Origin of the sequence: Nonomuraea deserti (genome assembly GCF_004348685.1) — a bacterium.
GTDB lineage: Bacteria > Actinomycetota > Actinomycetes > Streptosporangiales > Streptosporangiaceae > Nonomuraea > Nonomuraea deserti.
This window is the reverse complement of sequence record NZ_SMKO01000003.1, coordinates 115,520-136,044: the sequence shown is the minus strand read 5'-3', so window position 1 is coordinate 136,044 and position 20,525 is coordinate 115,520. Positions and strand designations below refer to the sequence as shown.

Annotated in this window: 26 protein-coding genes; 9 read left to right on the top strand and 17 right to left on the bottom strand. The window is 71.8% G+C overall.

Going from position 1 to position 20,525, the window contains the following annotated elements:
* Nucleotides 1-208 precede the first annotated feature (208 nt).
* Nucleotides 209-673, top strand: a complete 465-nt coding sequence (locus tag E1292_RS50780; protein WP_165974324.1) for a MarR family winged helix-turn-helix transcriptional regulator — start codon at nt 209-211, stop codon at nt 671-673.
* A 5-nt stretch (nt 674-678) separates the two neighbouring features.
* On the opposite strand, the gene E1292_RS55610 is transcribed toward E1292_RS50780, so the two are convergent.
* Both E1292_RS55610 and E1292_RS53355 read right to left on the bottom strand, forming a co-directional pair.
* On the bottom strand, nt 679-843 hold the full coding sequence (locus E1292_RS55610; RefSeq protein ID WP_369334330.1) for a hypothetical protein: 165 nt from the start codon (nt 841-843) through the stop codon (nt 679-681).
* The gene (locus E1292_RS53355) at nt 807-959 is read right to left on the bottom strand and encodes a hypothetical protein (RefSeq protein ID WP_246089875.1); all 153 of its coding nucleotides are present in this window, start codon (nt 957-959) and stop codon (nt 807-809) included. Before E1292_RS53355 ends, E1292_RS55610 begins: the two co-directional genes overlap by 37 nt.
* A gap of 192 nt (nt 960-1,151) precedes the next feature.
* Between E1292_RS53355 and E1292_RS02425 the strand changes: the two genes are divergently transcribed.
* Together E1292_RS02425 and E1292_RS02420 are read left to right on the top strand one after the other, a co-directional pair.
* Nucleotides 1,152-1,841: a DUF899 domain-containing protein gene (locus tag E1292_RS02425; RefSeq protein WP_132591514.1), complete on the top strand. Its 690-nt coding sequence runs from the start codon at nt 1,152-1,154 to the stop codon at nt 1,839-1,841.
* Between the two features lie 135 nt (nt 1,842-1,976).
* Entirely contained in the window at nt 1,977-2,381 is a 405-nt protein-coding gene (locus E1292_RS02420; RefSeq protein WP_132591512.1) for an RNA-binding S4 domain-containing protein, read from the top strand.
* A 39-nt stretch (nt 2,382-2,420) separates the two neighbouring features.
* Here the strand turns inward: E1292_RS02420 and E1292_RS02415 are convergent, their stop codons facing one another.
* The 5 genes from E1292_RS02415 to E1292_RS02395 all read right to left on the bottom strand — a co-directional run bounded on the left by E1292_RS02415 (nt 2,421) and on the right by E1292_RS02395 (nt 7,479).
* Nucleotides 2,421-3,476: a VWA domain-containing protein gene (locus tag E1292_RS02415; RefSeq protein WP_132591510.1), complete on the bottom strand. Its 1,056-nt coding sequence runs from the start codon at nt 3,474-3,476 to the stop codon at nt 2,421-2,423.
* On the bottom strand, nt 3,477-4,427 hold the full coding sequence (locus tag E1292_RS02410) for a VWA domain-containing protein (protein ID WP_132591508.1): 951 nt from the start codon (nt 4,425-4,427) through the stop codon (nt 3,477-3,479).
* Nucleotides 4,428-4,529: 102 nt separating this feature from the next.
* A complete protein-coding gene (locus E1292_RS02405; protein WP_132591506.1) occupies nt 4,530-5,414 on the bottom strand; it encodes a DUF58 domain-containing protein in 885 nt (294 codons plus the stop codon).
* A gap of 3 nt (nt 5,415-5,417) precedes the next feature.
* Nucleotides 5,418-6,407: an AAA family ATPase gene (locus E1292_RS02400; protein WP_132591504.1), complete on the bottom strand. Its 990-nt coding sequence runs from the start codon at nt 6,405-6,407 to the stop codon at nt 5,418-5,420.
* 25 nt (nt 6,408-6,432) lie between these two features.
* On the bottom strand, nt 6,433-7,479 hold the full coding sequence (locus E1292_RS02395; RefSeq protein WP_246089874.1) for a S1C family serine protease: 1,047 nt from the start codon (nt 7,477-7,479) through the stop codon (nt 6,433-6,435).
* Nucleotides 7,480-7,569: 90 nt separating this feature from the next.
* Here E1292_RS02395 and E1292_RS55365 point away from each other — a divergent pair, with 90 nt between their 5' ends.
* From E1292_RS55365 to E1292_RS02385, 3 genes are read left to right on the top strand one after another with little or no spacing between them, the layout of a single operon-like run.
* Nucleotides 7,570-7,734, top strand: a complete 165-nt coding sequence (locus E1292_RS55365) for an Lrp/AsnC family transcriptional regulator (protein WP_342775595.1) — start codon at nt 7,570-7,572, stop codon at nt 7,732-7,734.
* On the top strand, nt 7,731-8,096 hold the full coding sequence (locus tag E1292_RS02390) for an Lrp/AsnC family transcriptional regulator (RefSeq protein ID WP_342775594.1): 366 nt from the start codon (nt 7,731-7,733) through the stop codon (nt 8,094-8,096). The genes E1292_RS55365 and E1292_RS02390 overlap by 4 nt, the downstream gene beginning before the upstream one ends.
* A 49-nt stretch (nt 8,097-8,145) precedes the next feature.
* Nucleotides 8,146-8,499, top strand: coding sequence for a hypothetical protein (locus E1292_RS02385; RefSeq protein ID WP_165974327.1), 354 nt, complete (start codon nt 8,146-8,148; stop codon nt 8,497-8,499).
* Nucleotides 8,500-8,518: 19 nt separating this feature from the next.
* On the opposite strand, the gene E1292_RS02380 is transcribed toward E1292_RS02385, so the two are convergent.
* The gene (locus E1292_RS02380; RefSeq protein WP_132591500.1) at nt 8,519-8,830 is read right to left on the bottom strand and encodes a hypothetical protein; all 312 of its coding nucleotides are present in this window, start codon (nt 8,828-8,830) and stop codon (nt 8,519-8,521) included.
* Between the two features lie 115 nt (nt 8,831-8,945).
* On the bottom strand, nt 8,946-9,809 hold the full coding sequence (locus E1292_RS02375) for an AraC family transcriptional regulator (protein ID WP_132591498.1): 864 nt from the start codon (nt 9,807-9,809) through the stop codon (nt 8,946-8,948).
* Between the two features lie 79 nt (nt 9,810-9,888).
* Between E1292_RS02375 and E1292_RS02370 the strand changes: the two genes are divergently transcribed.
* Together E1292_RS02370 and E1292_RS02365 are read left to right on the top strand one after the other, a co-directional pair.
* On the top strand, nt 9,889-10,746 hold the full coding sequence (locus tag E1292_RS02370; protein WP_132591496.1) for an alpha/beta fold hydrolase: 858 nt from the start codon (nt 9,889-9,891) through the stop codon (nt 10,744-10,746).
* 121 nt (nt 10,747-10,867) lie between these two features.
* Nucleotides 10,868-11,821, top strand: coding sequence for a DUF3500 domain-containing protein (locus tag E1292_RS02365; RefSeq protein ID WP_132591494.1), 954 nt, complete (start codon nt 10,868-10,870; stop codon nt 11,819-11,821).
* A 44-nt stretch (nt 11,822-11,865) separates the two neighbouring features.
* Here E1292_RS02365 and E1292_RS02360 read toward each other — a convergent pair whose 3' ends face one another.
* Entirely contained in the window at nt 11,866-12,309 is a 444-nt protein-coding gene (locus tag E1292_RS02360; RefSeq protein ID WP_132591492.1) for an SRPBCC domain-containing protein, read from the bottom strand.
* A gap of 98 nt (nt 12,310-12,407) precedes the next feature.
* Here E1292_RS02360 and E1292_RS02355 point away from each other — a divergent pair, with 98 nt between their 5' ends.
* Complete coding sequence (locus E1292_RS02355) at nt 12,408-13,226, top strand: sugar nucleotide-binding protein (RefSeq protein ID WP_132591490.1); 819 nt, start codon at nt 12,408-12,410, stop codon at nt 13,224-13,226.
* 12 nt (nt 13,227-13,238) lie between these two features.
* On the opposite strand, the gene E1292_RS02350 is transcribed toward E1292_RS02355, so the two are convergent.
* Genes E1292_RS02350 through E1292_RS02320 form a run of 7 tightly spaced genes read right to left on the bottom strand, consistent with a single transcriptional unit; the run spans nt 13,239 to nt 20,424 of the window.
* A complete protein-coding gene (locus E1292_RS02350; protein ID WP_165974323.1) occupies nt 13,239-13,649 on the bottom strand; it encodes an HIT family protein in 411 nt (136 codons plus the stop codon).
* A 41-nt stretch (nt 13,650-13,690) separates the two neighbouring features.
* On the bottom strand, nt 13,691-15,184 hold the full coding sequence (locus E1292_RS02345) for a sulfatase family protein (protein ID WP_165974322.1): 1,494 nt from the start codon (nt 15,182-15,184) through the stop codon (nt 13,691-13,693).
* 25 nt (nt 15,185-15,209) lie between these two features.
* The gene (locus E1292_RS02340; RefSeq protein WP_165974321.1) at nt 15,210-16,574 is read right to left on the bottom strand and encodes a sulfatase-like hydrolase/transferase; all 1,365 of its coding nucleotides are present in this window, start codon (nt 16,572-16,574) and stop codon (nt 15,210-15,212) included.
* Nucleotides 16,571-17,932 (bottom strand): ABC transporter substrate-binding protein, encoded by a 1,362-nt coding sequence (locus E1292_RS02335; RefSeq protein WP_132591482.1) that lies wholly within the window; start codon nt 17,930-17,932, stop codon nt 16,571-16,573. Before E1292_RS02335 ends, E1292_RS02340 begins: the two co-directional genes overlap by 4 nt.
* A gap of 13 nt (nt 17,933-17,945) precedes the next feature.
* Entirely contained in the window at nt 17,946-18,602 is a 657-nt protein-coding gene (locus tag E1292_RS02330; protein ID WP_132591480.1) for a hypothetical protein, read from the bottom strand.
* Entirely contained in the window at nt 18,599-19,507 is a 909-nt protein-coding gene (locus E1292_RS02325; protein ID WP_132591478.1) for a carbohydrate ABC transporter permease, read from the bottom strand. The genes E1292_RS02330 and E1292_RS02325 overlap by 4 nt, the downstream gene beginning before the upstream one ends.
* Nucleotides 19,504-20,424 carry a carbohydrate ABC transporter permease gene (locus E1292_RS02320; protein ID WP_132591476.1) on the bottom strand — a complete coding sequence of 307 codons (921 nt, stop codon included), beginning with the start codon at nt 20,422-20,424 and terminating at the stop codon, nt 19,504-19,506. Before E1292_RS02320 ends, E1292_RS02325 begins: the two co-directional genes overlap by 4 nt.
* Nucleotides 20,425-20,525: the final 101 nt, after the last annotated feature.

The following is a 20,525-nucleotide window of genomic DNA, read 5'->3' as shown; positions in this document are numbered from 1 at the left end:
GCCGAAGGCGTATGTCCCGGTCGACGCCGAAGGCGATGGGCTGCCGCCACCGCGTGGGCGGCCGACCGCCGATCCACGCGGAGTCAGTGCCGGCACAGCCGTCAGGCGGGCGGCATCCGGGATCAGCCGGTGGCGGGCTGTTCATGGTGCCTGCGCAGGCAGACATACCGGTTGGTTCCCACGACGCCCTGCCGCTACTGTGCTGCTCATGGCGACCCTGCGAGAGCTTGAGGACCAGGCGTGGCGGGGGTTCCTGCTCACCCACGATCGCATCTGGCGGGAGATCGAGGCCGGCCTCGCTCCGCTGGACGTGAGCATGGCCGAATACAGCGTGCTGTCCCTGCTGGGCGAGGCCGGCCGCAACGGCATGCGGATGTCGGAGCTCGCGCAGCGGCGCCTGATGTCCACCGGCGGGTTCACCCGGCTCGCCGACCGGCTCGAGCGCCGCGGCCTGATCGAGCGCCGGCGCTCGGCCGACGACGGCCGCGGCTTCGAGGTGGTCCTGACCAAGGACGGCAGGGCGCTCCTGCGCAAGGCATGGCGCCGGCAGCACAGCGACCTGCGCAGGCTCTTCTTCGACCGGCTCGACGACGAGCACCTGCGCAACCTCGCCGAGGTCTGGGCACGGCTCGACCCGGACAACGAGGACGAGGCGAGCGAGCGCTCCCCGTAGCGCCCTCACCTGGAACGACGCTTGCTGATCCGCGGCCTGCCGCTGCAGGAGCGCGGTATGTCCGCCCCGCGGATCAGCTGCGTGCCGCCGTCCAGCGAGAACGACGTCATGCACGGGCCGACCAGCCCGGCGGTCAGGTTTCCGCCGAGGAAGCCGGACCGCTCGACGATCCGTACGGATGCCCCGGCCCGCGCGGCGGCGAGACCCGGGCCGGCCCGCCTCCCACGACGAGGACTGCGGTGGCATCGCTGATCGGGATGTCGCGCGTGCAGCGGAAGGTGGTCACCGCCACTCCTTGTTCCCGCGCTCGGGGTGTCGCGTCACTGTGACCTGCGCCTGAACGGATGGTCAACACATCTGCACGAACGTGCACGACGCACGTTTTGTACGCATTTGACCTGGCCGCCGATGAGTTCCGCGCACGGGGCAGGTCTATCCCCTGAGCACGGAAAGCCAAGCAAGGGATCAGGGAGGGACCATGATGACGAACGCGCTACCACCCGTCGTCGACGCCGGCACCTGGCAGCGGCAGCTCGACGCGCTGCGTGCCCGGGAGAAGGCCGCGACCAGGGAACTCGACGCCATCGCCGCACAGCGCCGCCGCCTGCCCATGGTGGAGATGCCCGACTACACCCTCGAGGGCGAGGACGGACCGGTCCGGCTGGCGGACGTCTTCGACGGCAAGCGGCAGCTGATCGTCTACAGCCACATGTGGTCCCCGGGCGAAGAATGGCAGTGCCCGGGCTGCACGGGCTTCACCTCGCAGTTCGCCCGGACGGAGTTCCTGGACAACTACGACGCCCGGTTCGTCGTCGTCACCCAGGGCCCCATCGACGAGGCACTCGCCTACAAGCGGCGGGTCGGAAACACGATGGCCTGGTACTCCACCGCGAACAGCCCGTTCGGCGCCGACGTCGGCGCACCGCCCGGAGGAGGCTTCGCCGTCAACGTGTTCCTGCGCGACGGCGACACCGTCTACCGCACCTGGCACACCAACGGCCGGGGCACCGAGCAGCTCAGCCACACGTTCGCGCTGATCGACCTGCTGCCGTACGGGCGGCAGGAGGAGTGGCAGGACTCGCCCGACGGCTGGCCGCAGTCGCCCACCTACAGCCGGTGGGCCAGCTCCCAGGACATCGCCGCGCTCTACGGCCCGGACACCGCCTGAGGACTCCGCGTCCCGACGGGACCCGCGCGGTCCATGAAGCGCGGTCCACGGAGTGCGGTCACGGAGCGCGGTCCATGAAGCGCGGTCCACGGAGTGCGGTCCACGGAGTGTCGTGTCGCTCAGTACAGTGTCGGGATGGCAGGCGAGCAGGTGAGTGCCCGGGTGGACAGCTGGATCTGGTCGGTGCGGCTGACCAGGACGCGTTCGATCGCGTCCGACGCCTGCCGCGGCGGTCACGTCCGGGTCAACGGGGTGCGGGTCAAGCCCGCGCACGCCGTCCGCGCCGGTGACGAGGTCCGGCTGCGGCACGAGGGGCGCGAACGCGTCGTGGTCGTCTCCCGGATCATCACCAAGCGCGTCGGCGCCGCCGTGGCCGCCGAATGCTACGTCGACAAGAGCCCTCCGCCGCCTCCCCGCGAGGAGACCGTGACGGTGGCCGTCCGGGCTCGTGGCGCGGGCCGTCCCACCAAACGCGAGCGCCGCAGCATCGAGAAGCTGCTCGGCCGCCAGGCGGGAGAGGGGCGGGGCCGCCGGGAGTGACCGGCCGCTTTTGTCGGGCTCTTCCGGCTGCGCGTACCGTCAGCGGGTCGGGGTGCGGGGGCGGTTCCACCAGAGGGAGAGGGACAGGGCCGCGGTGACGAGGACGGCACCGCCGGCGGCGAAGGCGGCGGCGGTGTCGACCCGCTGGGTGATGACGGTGAAGCTGCCGGGCAGGGACTCGAGGGCGCTATGGAGCTGGTCGGCGTTCTCGGCGCGGTGGTACGACCCGCCCGTGGTCTGGGCGATCTGCTTGAGCGCGGGCTCGTCGATCATGCGGACGTTGCGGCCCCTGTCGAATCCGCCACGGCCGCTGAAGCCGCCCCAGCTGCCCCAGCCACGGCCGTCGAACTGCGAGTTCTCGCAGACCATCGGGGCCGGCTCGGTGCTGCCGAAGCCGATGGGGAAGACGCGGACGCGGCGCAGCGCCGCCTCCTGGGCGGCGGTCTGCGGGTCGACGCCCTGGGTGTTGGCGCCGTCGGTGAGCACGACGATCGCGGCGCCGGCGTAGCCCGGCCCTCCGCTGGGCGGGTCGGCTCCGGTGGGCGCGACCGACGGGTCGACCTCCGCGATCGCGTCGATCGAGGTCAGCATGGCCTGCCCGATCGCGGTGCCGCGGGCCACGGTGAGGCCGTCCAGCGCCTCGATCAGCGATTCCGTGTCGTCGGTGGGAGGCACGAGCAGGCCCGCGTTGCCCGCGAAGGTGACCAGCCCGATGCGCGGCCCGCCCCGCTGCGACTCGATGAACTCCGCGGCGGCCTTCTTCGCGGCGGTGATGCGGTTGGGGTCGACGTCCGTGGAGCACATGGAGCCGGAGGTGTCGAGCGCGAGCAGGATCGTCGCCGACGTCTGCGGCACCGGCACCGACGCCTGCGGACGCGCGGCACCGACCGCGAGCAGCGCGAGCCCGGCGACGAACAGCACCGCCGGGATCTTCCGCGTCCAGCGGGTACGGCCGGGCAGGGCGCTGCGTACGAGCGCGATCGAGGTGACCCGCACAGCGGCCCGTCGCCGGCGCCGCCGCGCCCACCAGCGGATGCCGAAGATCAGCGGGATGACCAGTACGGACAGCAGCGCCCACGGCCACGAGAACACCATTCAGACCACCCGTCCGGACCGGAGCACCGTGAGCGCCGCTCCCGCGGCGAGCAGCGCGAGGGCGAGCCCGATCAGCCCGCCGGCGAGAGGCAGCGGCTCGTCGGAGACGGTGAGCCGCAGATCGATCGTGTCGGCGATCCCGTCGAGCCGCGCGGTGTCGGAGGCGGGATGGTAGGCGCCGCCGGTGGTCTGCGCGATCACGGTGAGAGGTTCCTCCTCCAGCGAGGTCTGCAGGTGATAACCGTCGACCTTCACCGTCGCCCCGGCCGTGGTCCCGACCCCGACGGTGTGGATGTGCACGCCCGCCCGCTGGGCCACTTCGGCGGCCGGTTCGACATCGCCGCCCCGGTTCTGGCCGTCGGAGAACATGACGATCGTCGCCGACGGCCAGTAGCCGATGTCGGGCGCTTCGCCGTCGCGGCCGATCGCCACCTGCTTGCCGGTGATCGCCGACAGCGCGGCCGTGATGGCCGTGCCCAGCGAGGTGCCGCCCGTGAGTCTCAGACGGTCGATGGCCTTGAGCGCTACGGAGTGGTCGGCGTCGGGGCGTGCGGTGGTGAGCGCGCCCCGTTCGAACGCGACGACTCCGATGTCGACGCTGTCGGGCTGCGCCGCGACGAACGCGCGGGCCGCCCGCTGCGCGGCCGCCAGCCGGTTGGGCGCGACGTCGCCGGCGCCCATGCTGTTGGAGACGTCGATGGCGAGGATGACGGTGCCCGCGGTCCGCGGCACCGGCACCATGGCCGCCGGTCCGGCGGTGGCGATCGCGAGCACGCCGACGCCGGCGATCGTCAACCCGACTCCGAGGTACGCCCGCCGGCCGCCCGTCACGGCGACCCCGGCCGCGGCCAGCGCCGCAGTCCGCCGGCGCGCCGAGACGACGGCCGCCCACGCGAGCGCCACCGTCACGAGCAGCCCGGCGGCCAGCAACAGCGGGGAGGACAGGGTCATGGAGCCTCCTTCGCCCGTCGAACGCCGACCTCGGTCATGGAGCCTCCTTCGCCGGCCGCATGACCAAGGCGCCGTGTCCGTGGGTGACCTCGACGGGCGCGGTCATGTCGCCCGGTCCCGGGTCCGGGCGACGACCTCGACGAGCGCCTCGGCCAGATCGCGGTCGGTGTCGACGCGGTGCACGGGCACCCCGGCCCGGCGCATGCCCGCCGCGAGCCGGGCGTCGCGGTCGTCGACGGCCTCGCGGAACCGTACGCGCAGCAGCGGGTCGGCGGAGTCGACGACGAGCTGCTCGCCCGTCTCGGCGTCCTCGACCACGATCAGCCCGGCTTCGGGCAACACGTCGTCGGCGGTGTCCACGATCCGCAGGGCGACCACCTCGTGCCGCCGGGCCAGGCGCTGGAGCGAGCGTTCCCAGTCGCCGTCGCCGATGAAGTCCGACAGCACGACGATGAGGGCGCGGCGGCGGGCGAGCCGTCCGGCCGCGTCGAGCATCTCGGCCAGGTCGGTGGTACTGCCGCCCCGTGACCCTGCGGTGCGTTCCAGCTCGGCGCCGATCCGCAGCGCGTGCCGCCGGGAGGTGCCCGGCGGCACGACACGCAGCATCCCGGTGTCGAACAGCAGGGCGCCGACGCGGTTGCCGCCCCGGCCGAACAGGCGAGTCAGGACGAGCGCGAGCTCGGCGAGCACGTCGTGCTTGCCGCGTCCCGGCCGGCCCGCCGCCATCGACGCCGACCGGTCGAGCACGAGCCACACCGTCAGCTCGCGGTCCTCGGTGAACACGCGCACGTGCGGCTCGTCCAGCCGCGCGGTCACGTTCCAGTCGATGTGCCGGGCGTCGTCGCCGTCGGCGTAGGCGCGCAACCCGGTGAAGTCGATCCCGGAGCCGCGGTACGTGGTGCGGTGGGCGCCCTGGAGCCGGCCGTCGAGCCTGCGGACGACCTTCCACTCCAGGCGGAGCAGGAGCCTGTCGGGGGCGGTGGCCATGGCTCAGCGGTTCTGCAGGACGACGTCGGGGGCCCGGACCGCGCCGAGCACCCTGGTGATGATCGTGTCGGCGTCGACGTCGTCGGCGAGGGCCTCGTACGACAGGACGAGGCGGTGGCGCAGGACGTCGAGCGCGAGCTCGGCCAGGTCGTGCGGCAGGACGTAGTCGCGGCCGCGAAGGAACGCCAGCGCCCGGGCGCCCGTGACGAGCGCGATGGACGCCCGCGGGCTCGCCCCGTAGGTGACGTACCGTTCCAGCTCGCCGAGCCCGGCGGTCGCGGGGGAACGTGTCACCGACACCAGCCGGACCGCGTAGTCGACGATCGACGGGTCGACGTACACCTCCTGGGCGCGGACCCGCATCGCGACCAGGTCATCGGCCGTCACCATCGCCTGCGGCGGCTCCGGCGGGCGCAGCGCCCGGTCGACGATCGCCTGTTCTTCCGCCTGCGTCGGATAGTCGACGACCACCTTCATCATGAAACGGTCGACCTGCGCCTCGGGCAGCGGGTAGGTGCCCTCCGACTCGATCGGGTTCTCCGTCGCCATGACGAGGAACGGCTCGGGCACCTGGAACGTCTCGCGGCCGATCGTCACCTGGTGCTCCTGCATCACCTCCAGCAGGGCGCTCTGCACCTTGGCGGGGGCGCGGTTGATCTCGTCGGCCAGCAGCAGGTTCGCGAACACCGGGCCGAGCTCGGTCTTGAACTCCCCCGAGTGCTGGTGGTAGACCCGCGTGCCCACGAGGTCCGCGGGCACGAGGTCGGGGGTGAACTGGACGCGCTGGAAACTCCCGGCGATCGCCGCGGCCAGCGACCGCACCGCGAGCGTCTTGGCCAGGCCTGGCACGCCCTCGACGAGCAGGTGACCGTCGGCGATCAGCGCGACGGCCATGCGCTCCAGCAGGACGTCCTGCCCGACGATCGTACGTTTGACCTCGAACAGCACGTGTTCGAGCGGGTGGGCCGGCTCGGGGGACTTGGTCGAGGTCATGGGCTTCCTTCTCATGGGGCTTCGATCAGATCTCGGGCCCGTCGCCCGGGGGGCCGTCGCCTTCGGTGCCGCCCAGGGCCACGCCGATCGGCACCGCGAACGCGATGCCGGCGAACGCCTCGTCGCCTCCCGGGTCGGCGATCGAGACGACGATCCCGATGACCAGGCCGCGAGCGTCCAGGAGCGGACCGCCGGAGCTGCCCGGGTTGACGGAGGCGTCGAACTGGATGAGCCCGCTCAGGTCGCCCTCTTCCGCGCTCCGGTCGGCGCTCCTGTTCAGGCCGGACACGACGCCGGTGGAGACGCTGTAGGTCAGACCGAGCGGGTTTCCGATCGCCACGACGGGCGCGCCCACGGCCGCGCCGCCGCCGAGCGTCGCCGGTACGACGATCTCCGGCAGCTTCGCGGGCTTGAGGGTCGCGACGTCGCGTTCGGGGTTCGACGACGCGACCACGGCCTTCGCCTTGGTGCCGTCGGCGAATGTCAGGTTGACGTCCTTCGTGCCCTTGACGACGTGGTGCGCGGTCAGGATCGTCCCGTCGTCGGCCGCGATCACCCCGGTGCCGAGCGACTTCCCTGCCTGGATGACCACCACCGAGGGCCCGACTCTCCTGAAGACGTCCGGCACGGTGAGCGTCGCGCTGGGCGTCGGCGTCGCGCTCGGCCTGGGCGCGGCTCCTTCGCCGTGCCCGCCGCCGCTCCCCAGCCAGTACGCCGCCAACGCCACGACGACGAGTACGCCGCCCCCGATGACCATCCGCCGAGCCTTTCCGGCCACGGCTCTTCGAGCTTGCTGAGCCTCGGCCGCACCGGCCTCCTGCGGCACGCGCTCCATCGCCCCATATTCATAAATTTCAGGCGAAAGTGCTACAAAGCCCGCCTGAGAACTCCATGAGAACCGGTCCCCGCACCGCCCGTACGCGGCCGGCTGCACAGCCAAATCCCCCGCGACCAGCGTGCCCGCCGCGCTCGCGACCGCCATTGCCGCGTTCATCAGGGCGGCCCCCGAGCACAGTGCCGCCATCGGCCGCCGCTCGCGGGTCACGCCGCCCGCCCGGACCTCAACAACCATGGCCTTCACGATAGGAACGCCGAATCCGCCGTTGAATGGGCAAGAATCGGAGTTCGATGCCATAGACCGCTGGTTCGCAAGGAATCAAGCATGCGAGGCTTGCACATGGACAGATCGCTGGACCGGACGGACTGGCGCATCATCGGCGAACTCCAGCACGACGGCCGGCTCTCCTTCAACAAGCTTGCCCGGCGCGTCAACCTCTCCGCACCCGCCGTGGCGGAACGGGTACGGCGGCTCGAGGAGTGGGAGTGATCACGGGCTACCAGGCGCGCATCGACCCGGCGAGCGCCGGGCAGCCGCTGACGGCCTTCGTCCAGATGCGCTGCGCGCACGGCCGCTGCCTGCTCAAGACCACGGCCGCCGAGGACCTGCCCGAAGTCACCGAGGTGCACAAGCTGAGCGGCAGCTGGTGCACGATGCTCAAGGTGCGGGTCGCCTCGATGCCGCACCTGGAAGGGCTGCTCGAACGGCTCGGCGAGCACGGCGAGATGAACTCCCACGTCGTGCTCTCGACACCGTACGAGGGCCGTGCCGTCGAACCTGCCCCGCCACGGAGCAGCCGGGTGACCGCCTCGGAAGGCTGGACGCGCCGCCACCCGGGCGCTCGCGCGTGACGCCCGCATCGGTTGTGCACATGTTCTGCCAGGAAGGAGACGCGTGACAATGGCACGAGTGCTCGTGATCGGCCTCGATCCCGCCGCGATCGAGGGCTATGACCCGGAGCCGGTCCAGGAGGCGATAGCACGCGGTCGCGCCCGTTTCGACGATCACGGCATCGAGGCCGACTATTGCCTGGTGGCGCTCGACCGTGATCCCGAAGCGGCGATCGTGGAGGCGCTGACCCGCGACGACTACGCCTGCGTGGTGATAGGGGGCGGCATCCGCAAGCACGAACCGCTGCTCGAGTTCTTCGAGAAGGTGGTCAACCGGGTCAGGCGGCACGCGCCCGGCGCGGCCATCGCCTTCAACGACAACCCCGACGACTGCGCCGACGCGGCTCTGCGCTGGCTGCGCTAGCGGCGACGGCGGGCGCGCATCACATGGTGTCGAGGGCGACCATCATGAGGAGCACGGCGAACGAGCACCCGCCGAGAAGCACGACCCCCGAGGCGGCGAGCGCGAGCTTCGCCGTGAACAGGCGCCTCGCGAGCAGATAGACCACCACGGTCCCCAGGAAGGCGAGCAGGGGAAGATGGGGCACGAACGTGCAGGCGGTGCCCACCAGGAGGGCGCAGGCGAGAGGGACCGCCACCTTTGCGCCGCCCTGCAGATCACGGCGGGTGACCGCATGGGCGACGCCTCCGGCGAGAGCGGCGCTCGCCACGATCATCGCGATGAGGAACTCCACGAACAGCCTCCGAATCGGCGGACTCCACGGAACGTCGGTCATCCCTTGTGATCCCGCCGGATCCCCGAAGGTTCGATCTCGCGACCAGCTTCGATCACGGCGATGGCCGCCTCGCCTACGGCCGGCGCCCGAGCCCGAGAACCCTGGAGACGTGGCCGCTCCACGCCAGGTCGTCGACCGCCAGGAACGTCTCGCCGGCCACGGTCGCGGGGGTCACCCCGGTGAACGCCACGACGTCCCGGTGCAGGTGGGACTGGTCGGCGTAGCCGGCGTCGGCGGCCACTCGGGCCGCGCCTTCGCCCGCGACCAGGCGGTGGGCGGCATGGTCGAAGCGGACCAGCTTCGCGGCGCGTTTGGGCGGCAGGCCGAGCTGCGACCGGAACCGCGACCACAGGCGCTTGCGGCTCCACCCGGCCTCCGCCGCGAGCCCGTCGATCCGGGCCTGGCCGCGGGCGCCGACGATCCGCCTCCAGGCCCAGGCCACCTCCGGGTCGACCGGCGGCCCCTCGGCATGCCGGCGGGCGAGCAGCGCGTCCGTCAGCGCGAAACGATCCTGCCACGACGAGACCTCGCTCAGCTGCTCGCGGATCCGTGACGCCTCCCGGCCCCACAGGTCGTCGAGGGCCACCACGACGCCGTCGAGGTCGGCCGGGGAGGCGCCCAGAACCCCGCGTGCGATCACGGGGGACAGGCGCACCTGCACGCACTCCACGTTCTCGCCCCACGCCCGGACCGCGCCTCCCGACCCGATCCCCGGCCCGGCGGCGACGCTGCCCCGAAGCCGCCGCCCGGCGGCGTGGTCCACCACGGGCGAGCCGGTGCCGAAGTCCACGATCAGCGTCACGGCGGGGTGGGGGACCATCCGGAGCGCGCTCAGATCACGGACCCGGAACCCGGCCATGGTGACACCGGCCACCCGGCTGGGCCGCCGCGGGCACGCGATGCCCCACACAGCCGCACCGTGGACGAACGTCCGCACCGTTCCATGCTAGGCGGGTCCGGTCGAGGGGGAACATTCGTCCAATCCACCGGCGCGTACGGGCCGCGACAGTGGCGACATGACGATTCCTGACGGCAGACCGCACGTGAACGGCGACGCCGCGGCCGCCGAGAGTACGACGCTGTCCCTGGACGACGGCGACATCCACGTGTGCCAGGACGGCCCCCGCGACGCACCCGCGCTCCTGCTCATCCACGGGTCCGCGTCCTCGACCCGCTCGTGGGACGCGCTGGTTCCGATGCTGACCGGAGCTCATCGTGTCGTCCGGATCGACCTGCTCGGGCACGGCCGGTCAGCCAAGCCCGCCGACCGCAGCTACGCGCTCCCGGAGCAGGGGCGCCGGGTCGGCGCGGCACTGGACCGGCTCGGCGTCAAGCGCGCCCTGGTCGCCGGCCATTCCAGCGGCGGCGCGGTCGCCACCGCCCTCACCGAGCAGCGACCCGGCCTGGTTGCCGCGCTCGCGCTCATCAACACCGGCCCGAGCCTGGACGCCTTCATCGCGCCGGAGACCGCCGCGATCGGGCCCTCGCGGTGGCCGCCGACCGACGAGCAGATCCGCCGGCTGGCGGGCCCCGCTTTCAGCCGCGCGGGCTACCGGATCCCGGATGAGTTCCTGGACGAGGTGCGCGGCATGACCTACCACACGTTCACCACGACGATGCAGGCCACCCGCGCCTACCTGGAGGAGCGGGCGCTGCCGGACCGGCTGAGGGCCCTCGGCAAGCCGCTGCTGGTGATCTTCGGCGAGGACGATCGCAGATGGCGATCCTCATCCGCCGCCGGCTACCGCGTCGTCCCGGGAGCGAGAGTCGAGATGCTGCCCGGTCTCGGACACACGCCCATTCTCGAGGATCCGGCGCGGACCGCCGCCCCTCTCCTGGCGTTCGGCGCGATCCACGCCGCGCGGGCGGACTGAGCGGGACGATCGACGATCCGCATCCGCTTGCTGTCGTTTAGATTGCAGTATGTTGCGGTTCGTGGCGTCAGAGACCGTGTTCTGACCATCGCGGCTCCCTCCTCCCGTTAAGGAACCATGCATGAGTGCCCACGACGTCCACGCGATGCGCCAGGCGGTGCAGCGCTTCCTCGGCTCGCTCGACACCGGGCGAAGGGCCGCGGCGACGGCGGCGTTCGGCTCGCCCGAGCGCACCGAGTGGTCCTACCTCCCCGGCCCTCGCCCGGGTCTGCCGCTGGCCGAGATGACCTCCGGACAGCAGGAGCTGGCGCTCGCCCTGCTCGACACCGGCTGCGGCACGGCCGGTGCGCGCACGGCGAGAGGCGTCATCGAGCTCGAGCGCATCAGGCGCCGCCTGGCGACCGGCGTCGACGAGATCGACGGCGACCGCTACTGGTTCCGGGTCTTCGGCGACCCGGGAGGAGCGGACCCGTGGACGTGGCAGGTCAACGGCCACCACCTCGCGGTGCACATCACGGTCGCAGGCGACGCGATCGCCGTCACGCCGAGCTTCCTCGGCGCGGAGCCGGCCATGGTCCTGTCCGGGCCGCAGCGGGGCCTGCGGCTGCTCGCCGAGGAGGAGGAGCTGGGCCGGGCGCTGCTCGCCGACCTCGCGCCGCACCAGCGCTCGATCGCGATCACCAGCCAGGCGGCCCCCGACGACGTCCTCACCCGCAACGACCCCGTGGCCGATCCCGGCCGCATCCCCCGCGGGCTGTCCTGCGCCGACATGCCGGCGTCGTCGAAGGACCTGCTCGAACGGCTCGTCCGCCGCTATTTCGACCGTGCTCCCGGCTGGTACGGCGAGACCTGCTGGCGCGACGTGCTCGACGCCGGACTCGACAAGGTGACGTTCGCGTGGATGGGATCCGACCAGCGCGGGCAGGGCCACTACTACTGCGTCGCCGGGCCCACGTTCCTGCTGGAGTACGACAACACCCAGGACGATGCCAACCACATCCACTCCGTGTGGCGCGACCTGCGTGACGACTGGGGCGAGGACCTGCTCGCGCGCCACTACGCCGAGCACCACTGACCAGCCGCGCCGATCGCACCCCGGCCACGGATGGCCGGCGAGAGCTAGGACGACGCTTCGGCCCGGCTCTTGAGCGCCTGGTTGAGCTGCTCGAACACCGGCTCGAACCGGCGCAGTATCGGCCACATCGCCGAAGCGGCCGCCCCGGTGACGGTCTCCTGATGACGCACGTGCGTGCCGCCACGCTCCTCATCGGGGGACAGCTCGAAGACGTGCACCGAGCTGACGACGCCGCGCGCGATCACGTTGGTACGCCAGGCCAGCCGCCGCGGCGGGGTCGCGTCCTCCACCGTCGCGCGCATCGGCATGACGACGGGGCCTCCGGGCCACATGGCGGTCGGCAAGGACAGCCGGCTCCCCGTCACCGCGGTGCCCCGCATCCTCGGCACCAGCGGGTTCCACTCCGAATAGGCGTCGAAATCGCAGAGGATCTTCCATACCTGCTCGGGAGATGCCGCGATGCGGATCTCCGTCCGGATCTGGTGCACGCCTTACCTCGCGGTGTCGTCGGGGTCCACACCATACCGGCATGAACGATCTTGGTACAGGGCGGATCGGCGTGACCGATCGATTATGGTGACCCGCCATGAGATTCCTCATCGTCGGTGGCAGTGGCCTGCTCGGCGGCGAACTCGCTCGGCAGTGTTCGACGGCCGGACACGAGGTGGCCGCGACCTACCTCTCCCGACCAGGGGAGACCGAGGGTGTCGCGTGGTCGCCGCTCGACGTGCGCCGGCGCGAGGACGTCGGCGCGCTGGTCGCGGCATGCCGGCCGGAGGCGGTGATCAACGCCGCCTACCGGCAGACGGACTGGGCGACCACGGCGACGGGAGCCGCGCACGTGGCCCTGGCCGCCGCCGCGGCAGGTGCACGCCTGGTCCAGGTGTCCAGCGACGCGGTCTTCTCCGGCGCCGCGATCCGTTATGACGAGACGTGCGTCCCCGACCCGATCACCCCGTACGGCGCCGCCAAGGCCGCCGCCGAGACGGCCGTGAACGCGATCGCGCCGGCCGCGGTGACGGCCCGGACCTCCCTGATCATCGGTGACGGCGGCTCTCCGCACGAGGCGCTGGTGCACGCCCTGGCCACCGGCAGGGCGCGGGGAGCGCTGTTCACCGACGACGTACGTTGCCCCGTGCACGTCGTCGACCTGGCCGCGGCGCTCCTCGAACTCGCCGTCTCAGGCCATCACGGCGTCCACCACGTCGCCGGGGCCGACGCGGTGAGCCGGTACGAGCTGGGGCGGCTCATCGCCCGGCGCGACGGCCTCGACGCCGACCGGCTGCCCTCCGCCCGGAGAGCGGACGCCGGCGTGCCCGGCCCGACGGACGTGCGCCTGGAGTGCGGCCTGACCCGGCGGCGGCTCCGCACCAGGCTGCGCGGCGCGCGGGAGTTCCTGAGGTGACCACGTGACCGCTCACCGAGCCACGGTCACCCGCTCCAGCACCTCTTGCAGTTCCTGAGGCGAAGCTCGCCTGGTCTTCCACATCAGCCTCACGTCGTCGCCCCGCCACCGCGGGACGACGTGCGTGTGGAAATGGAAGACGTCCTGCCCGGCCGCCTCCCCGGTGGCGTGGGTGATCGACAGCCCGTCGGGGGCCAGCGCCACCCGCAGCAGCGCACTCACCCCATGCACCAGCCGAGCGACCTGGGCGCAGGCGTCCTGCGGCAGCTCCCACACGTCCCGCGCATGCCCGCGAGGCACGACCAGCGTGTGGCCCGGCGCGGCGGGGGCGAGGTCCAGGAACGCGACCGCGTGCTCGTCCGCCGTCACCCGGTAGGCGGGAGCCCGCCCAGCGACGATCTCGCAGAAGACACATGCGGCCACCTGCCGATGGTCGCATCCCGCGGGCCGGGCCCGCCATCGGGTTATCCGGCGGCGCCGAAGCCGGTGATCCCTCGCGACAGGTCGAACTGGTGGATCCTGGTCAGCGGCCATTCCTCGTACGGGAAGGTCCGCAGCTCCGATCCGAGGCCGGCGCGGTCGAAGGCCTCGGCCACGCCCTCGGACCGGAGCCGCGCGGCCAGCAGCGCGGTCAGCCGGTCGGCGTCCTCCGGCCGTTCCGCCTGCACCGGCTTGACCTCCTGCGGGTCGGCATCGAGGTCGAACAGCAGCCGGTGCCCGCCGTTGGCCAGCCAGATCAGCTTCAGGTGACCTTGCCGCACCATCGCCTTGAACCGCCGGGTGCCGGGGCGCCCGTGGTAGCCGAAGAGCGTCTCCCTGGGCGGCGCCGTACCGGCCAGCAGGCCGAGCAGGTCGCTGCCCTGCCGCAGCTCCGGCCGGCCGGCGGCGGAGGTGGCCAGGCCGAACAGGTCGGTCAGGCATGCCAGCTCCGATCGGCGGTCACCGGCCGCGATCCGCTCCGGCCAGGAGATCAGGAACGGGACCCGGGCAGACGCTTCGAAGAAGCTCTCCTTCTGCCAGCCGTGATGGTCACCGAGCAGATCGCCGTGATCGGCGTAGAAGCAGATCACGGTGTTGTCGGCGTCCGGTCGCCGCTCCACCGCGTCGAGCAGGTCGCCGATGCAGCCGTCGATGTAGCTGATCTCGCCGTAGTAGCGGGCCTTCAGCGTCCGGGCGCGGTGCGGGTCGACGTCCTCGGCGTAGACCAGGTGGTTCATCCACGGGATGTGCTGGTCGAGATGGTCAATGGCACGATCGCCGCACACCGGGTCGGGCATCTGGTCGGGGTCGTACATCCGGTTGTACGGCAGCGGTGGCGCGAACGGGGGGTGCGGGCCGATGTAGGACACGAACCCGAACCAGGGCCGGCCGTCATCGGCGGCCATCAGCCCGATGGCCTCCCGCGTGGCCCACGACTCGACGGTGCAGTCCGCCGGCAAGGGGCTGAGCTGCGGCATGTAGTACATGTCGGTCCGCTCCCCCATCAGCGCCTCGATCCAGTCGTACTCAGGGTGTTCCGTCGCGATCCACGACGCGTACGCGTCCCTGGCGCGCTGCTCGGGGCTGCCGTAGAACTCCTCGCTGTGCCGCTGCACCTCGTAGCCGACCGGCGCGTCCCAGGGCTCGGTGTGGAACTTGCCGACGCCCCAGGTGCGGTACCCGCGCAGGCCCATCGCCTCGGCCAGGTACGGGCCGCAACGTTCCCTGATCCCGGCGTGTCCCCCGCCGGGGACGGTGTTGTCGTACACCCCGGTCCTGGTCGGTTCGCATCCGCTGCGCAGCGTGTAGCGGGCCGGGACGCAGACCGGGGAGGTGGAGTACGCGTTGTCGAAGACGGTCCCGCGGGCCGCCAGCCGATCGAGATGGGGCGTCGCGACATGGGGATTGCCGAGCGCCGCGATGGTGTCGAACCGCTGCTGGTCGGTCATCACGAACAGCACGTTCGGGCGGGTGGGCATGAACGGGTCTCTCCTCACAGAGCGGTCATCTCGTCGGCAGCAGCCGGGCCCTGTCGCCCCGCAGGGCGATCTCGCGGGCGTTCCAGTCATCGACCAGGCCCAGCTCGGTCAGCAACCGGTCGGCCGGCCAGAACCTGTCCCCGGACTCCGTCAGCAGCGCGGACAGGCGGTCGTCGGCCGCGGCGACCCGGCCGGCCGACGCCGCGTCGCCGGCCAGGTTGTCCATCTGCCAGGGATCGGCGCGGTCGTCGAACAGCAGCCAGGGCCGGCCGTCGACGGTGCGCGCGTAGGTCAGCTCGTCGGTGACGAAGCCCCGCCACTCGCCGATGCCCTGGTCGTATCCGTTGTCGAAGCTGACCCAGTTGCCGATCAGCAGCTCCGTGCGCAGGGATGCGCCGGATCGGAGCCGGTCGCTGAGGTCGCGGCCGTACACCCCGATCGGCGGCAGCCCGAGCAGTCCGAGCAGGGTCGGAGCGAGATCGACCAGGCCGAGCAGGCCGGCCGGGCGACAGGCGGGAACACCGGGCCCGCTGATCACCATCGGCACCCTGACGGCCTCCGCGTACGGGCTCTGCTTGGCCCGCAGGCCGTGCGCTCCGAGCATGTCGCCGTGGTCGGAGGTGACCACGACGATCGTGTTCTCGCGCAGCCCGAGCCGGTCCAGCTCCGCCAGGATCCGGCCGATCTGCGCGTCCACCGCCGTGATGGCGCTCCAGTAGAGCCGCTGCACCTCGCGCCGCTCGTCGCTGCCGGGCGTGTTCGGCGGCACCGTCATCCGCTCGAGCGGGTAACCCGTGCGAAGGCGCTCCGGCACCGAGTCGTACGGGTCGTGCGGCGGGTTGTAGCAGACCGTGAGAAAGAAGGGGGCGTCCTGCCCGGCGAGGAACTCCATCGCGAGGTCGGTCTGCACCTCGGGCTCGTATCCGACGAAGTCGACCCTGGCCGGGCTCTCCTCGCCGACGTAGTAGTGGCCGTCGACGTGGTCATGCGAGCAGTCGACCCCCGCCCAGTGCTCGATTCCCGGCCGTGCGGCGGGCGGCACCCATTTGTCCCGTGGCAGCCCGGCCAGATGCCACTTGCCGATCCAGCCGGTCCGGTATCCGGCGCCGTACAGTGCCGTACCCAGAGTCTCCAGCCGGGGCGAGAGCGGCAGGTCGTTGGCGACCACGCCGTGCTGGTGGGGCAGGCGGCCGGTGAGGAGGCTGCCCCGGCTCGGTCCGCAGACCGGCGAGCTGGCGCAGCCGCCCGCGATCGCGGCGCCGCCGGCCGCCAGCCGGTCCAGGTGCGGGGTGCGGACCTGGGAGGCTCGTCCGCGGGCGCCGCCGAGCCAGCCCTGGTCCTGGCCCCGCCACTGGTCGGCCAGCAGCACGACGAGGTTCGGGCCCGTCACGCCTGGAACTCCTGCGGGTCGATCTCGCCGTTCTTCACCGCGGCGTCGTAGGCGGCCTGCATGCGCTGTTGCATGGCGGTGAGCGCCGGTCCGAGCGCCGCCGACGGGTCGAGCAGCAGCTTCTCCACGGTCTGATCGACGCTCTCCCCGTCCACCTGCAGCAGGCCGCCGGGCGTCTTCGGCCACTGCTCGTCGCGTTCGGCCGGCCGGTACTGCTGGAGCAGCGCGTTGTCCTTGATCGCGGCGGAGTCCCAGACGGCGGCGTTCAGCGGCGGCGCCGCCTTCGCGGCCAGCGCCTCCTGCATGCCGTCGCCGACCATCACCTCGAACACCTTGGCGGCCTTCTCCGGGTTCTCGGTGGTCGACGAGATCGCGTACGGGTATCCGGCGTTCATCGGCGAGCGCACCAGTTTCTGCCCGTCCGGCACCGGCAGCGGGACCGCGGCCGCCTTGACCTCGCTGCCGAGATCGGCCAGCGAGGACACGACCGCGCTGCTGGTGACGTACATCCCCGCCTCGCCCTTGCCGAAGGCGTTGATGGCGACGTCGCTGGTCAGCGTCGCGGCGCCCGGGTAGGCGGTCTTGTCGCTGAGCATGCTCCGGTAGAGCTCGAGCAGCGGCGCGTACTTGGCCGACTCGTACGTCTGCGTGGCCGCGTTGAACAGCCCGAACTGGGCCAGCGCCGGGTCGGCCGCCATCAGCAGGATGTCGACGCTCCACTGCCGGAACCCGGTCGCCTTGATCGGGATCAGCATGCCGAACGCGTCACCCTTGCCGATCCTGGTGATGGCCGCGGCCGCCTTCCGCACCTCGGAGAAGGTGGCCGGCGGCGACTCCGGGTCCAGCCCGGCCTTCTCGAACAGGTCGGTGTTGATCACCATGCGGTTGGTGAACGCGGTGGTCGGCACCGCGTACGGCACGCCGCCCCAGACCAGCTCGCTGTTCTTCTGGTGGTAGGGCGCGGCCTTGTCCAGCACGGCCTTGCCGACCAGGTCCGGCAGCGGCTGCACCCACCCGGCCGCGACGAACGCGCCCAGCTGCGCCGAAGGGCTGTGGAACAGGTCGGGCGCCCTCTTGGTCTGGAAGCCGAGCCGGACGATCTCCTCGTACTTGTCCGTCGCCTGCGGCTCGTACCGCACCGCGATGCCGAGGGACCTGCCCTGCTGCTGGTTCCAGGTGCGGAAGAACTCCTGCCGGGCCTTGGCGTGCGCGCCTGCCCGATCCCAGACCACGATCGTGGTCAGCTCGTCGGGATCGGTGGAACCGGACGAGGAGCCGCCGCAGCCGACGAGGACGCCCGCGGCGCCGGCGGCGAGCGTGCCGAGCAGGCCGCGGCGGGTCAGGGAGGGATCGATCATCAGGGGGCCTTTCTCATCCGGAAGGGACCGAACCGGACCCGATCCGGCCGGCGGGGACCACGTCTCGGACCGCGGCGGCCCGATCGCCCAGCATGATCACGAAATTGGCCGTGGCCGCCGGCAGCGCGATCACCAGCAGCGGACCTGCGTACGGCACCTGGGTCGCCAGGAACGGCCCGGCGACGGCGGCGGCCAGCACGGCCACCGTCGCGGTCAGTGCCAGCTCGATCCGCGACAGCGCCAGCACGTACGCCATCCGCAGCGCCGCGACGGCACGGCCGGTGCGCTCGAACATGACGACCGACCACGGGGCGACCAGCGCCCAGGTCACCCCGGCCACCACGCTGGTGATCAGCACCAGCCAGCCGTACGGGCCGCCGGGCGACGGGCCGAGCAGGCCGACGAGCACCAGGCAGGCGATGCCGAGATGGCAGCCGGCCAGCCGCAGGGCGGGCAGCAGCCGGCGGGCCAGGAACCGCAGTGTCTCGCCGGGCCCGAGCGCGGCCTCGCCGCGTTCCTGCCGGCGTTGCTGGTCGACCAGCCACAGGGTGGCCGCGGGGGCGGTGATCACAGGCAGGCTCAGCAGCAGCCAGCAGCAGCTGGTCCAGGCCCAGAACCACCAGCGGGACCAGCCGCGCAGCAGGGCGCCGTCCGGAGCGAGCAGGGTCATCCCTTCACCGACCCGTCCGTCCAGCCGCGGACGAAGTGCCGCTGCAGCACGATGAAGATCACCACGATCGGCACCAGCGCCATGTTCGCGCCGGCCAGCACCGTGTTGTACGGCGTCATCCCCTCGGCGGCGTCGTACTGCAGCGCGCTCACGCCCACGACCAGGGTGCGCAGGTCGGGGGCGGCGAGCGAGAACACCAGCGGCACCTGGTAGTTGTTCCACGAGGCCTGGAAGCCGAGGATCACCGTGGTGGCGAGGATCGGCCGCATCATCGGGAAGGCGATGCGCCAGTAGGTGCCGAACAGCCCGCAGCCGTCGACGCGGGCGGCGTCCTCCATCTCGGTGCCGAGGCCGAGCACGAACGCCTTGATCAGGAAGATGTGCACCAGCATGATGCCGGCCAGCTGGACCAGCGCGATCCCGAGCAGGTTGGCCAGGCCCAGCGCCTCGGCGATCACGTACTGCGGGTAGAGCGTCGCCGTGGTCAGGCCGACGAACAGGGTGCCGACGTACACGCCTTCGAGGAGGCGCTGGCCGCGGAGCCGGCGCCGCGCCAGCACGTAGCCGGTCATGCTGGAGGCGAGCGTGTCCAGCAGCACGACCAGGGCCGTGACGATCACGCTGTTGACGAAATAGCGGGAGAAGCTGGCCGTGGTCCAGGCCTGGACGTAGGTGCCCCACTCCCAGACCCGGGGCAGGAGGCCGCCGTTCCTGCTGAGGATCTGGTCCAGCGGCGACACCGAGGCGAACAGGCCGAAGACCAGCGGCGACAGCATGATCAGCGCCGCCGCGATCAGGACCGCGTGCAGCAGCACGGTCAGCGGGCGGGTGCGGCGCGGGCGCCTGGACGGCACGGGCCGGGCGGCCGTCCGGGTCGCGGGTCCGGTGACGGTGGGTGTGCTCATCGCGCCGTCCTCCCGCTCCGGCTGATCCGCAGGTAGGCCACGGAGATGATGCCCACGATCACGCTCGCGGTGACGCCGAGCGCGGCGGCGTACCCGATCTGCGGCACCGATTCCGGCTCGAAGAAGAACCGGTAGAGGTAGGTGAACATCACCTCGGTGCCACCGGCCGGCCCGCCGTCGGTGAGCGTTTTGACCAGGTCGAAGCTGCGCAGCGTACCGATGATCGAGATCAGGATCACCACCCGTGTCACCGGGGCCAGCATCGGCAGCACGATGTGCCGCAGCGTCGACCAGTGACCGGCGCCTTCCAGCGACGCGCTTTCGAGCAGCTCGTTCGGGATCGTCATCATGCCGGCGAAGAACAGCAGCAGGTTGATCCCCAGGTGGGCCCACACGCCGACGCCGACGAGGCTGGCGAGCGCGCTGCCGGCCTCGCCCAGGAAGCGGATCGGCGCCTCCACCAGGCCCGATCCGACGAGCAGCTGGTTGATCGGCCCGCCGGTCTCGCGCAGCAGGAAGACGAAGATGATGCCGATGATCGCCGGCGACAGCACGTGCGGCAGGAACAGGATCGTCCGGTAGACGGTGCCGGCGCGCACCCCGCGGAAGAACACGTAGGCCAGCACCAGCGCCAGCGGGATCTCGATGATCAACCGGCCGGCCCCGAACTTCACGGTGTTCAGCACCGCGAGCCACCACTGCTCGTCGCCGATCATCCGCTCGTAGTTGGCGACCCCGGCGAACCGCGGCGCCGTGAACCCGTTCCAGCGCTGGAAGCTGAACCAGAACAGCCAGCCGATCGGCAGCAGCGCGAAAGCGAGGTAGGGCAGCAGGCTCGGCAGCAACATCAGGCGGCCGACGCCGTCCTCGCGCCGGTGCCACTGCGCGCGACGGGGAGAGCGGACGACTGCGGGCATCCGTGCCCCCTCCCTCGGTCGAGTGGGCCGGCCCCGGGCTCGCGCCGATGGGGCCTCATCAACTCGGTATGGACCTTAGATCGATCTAAACCGGCGGGTCA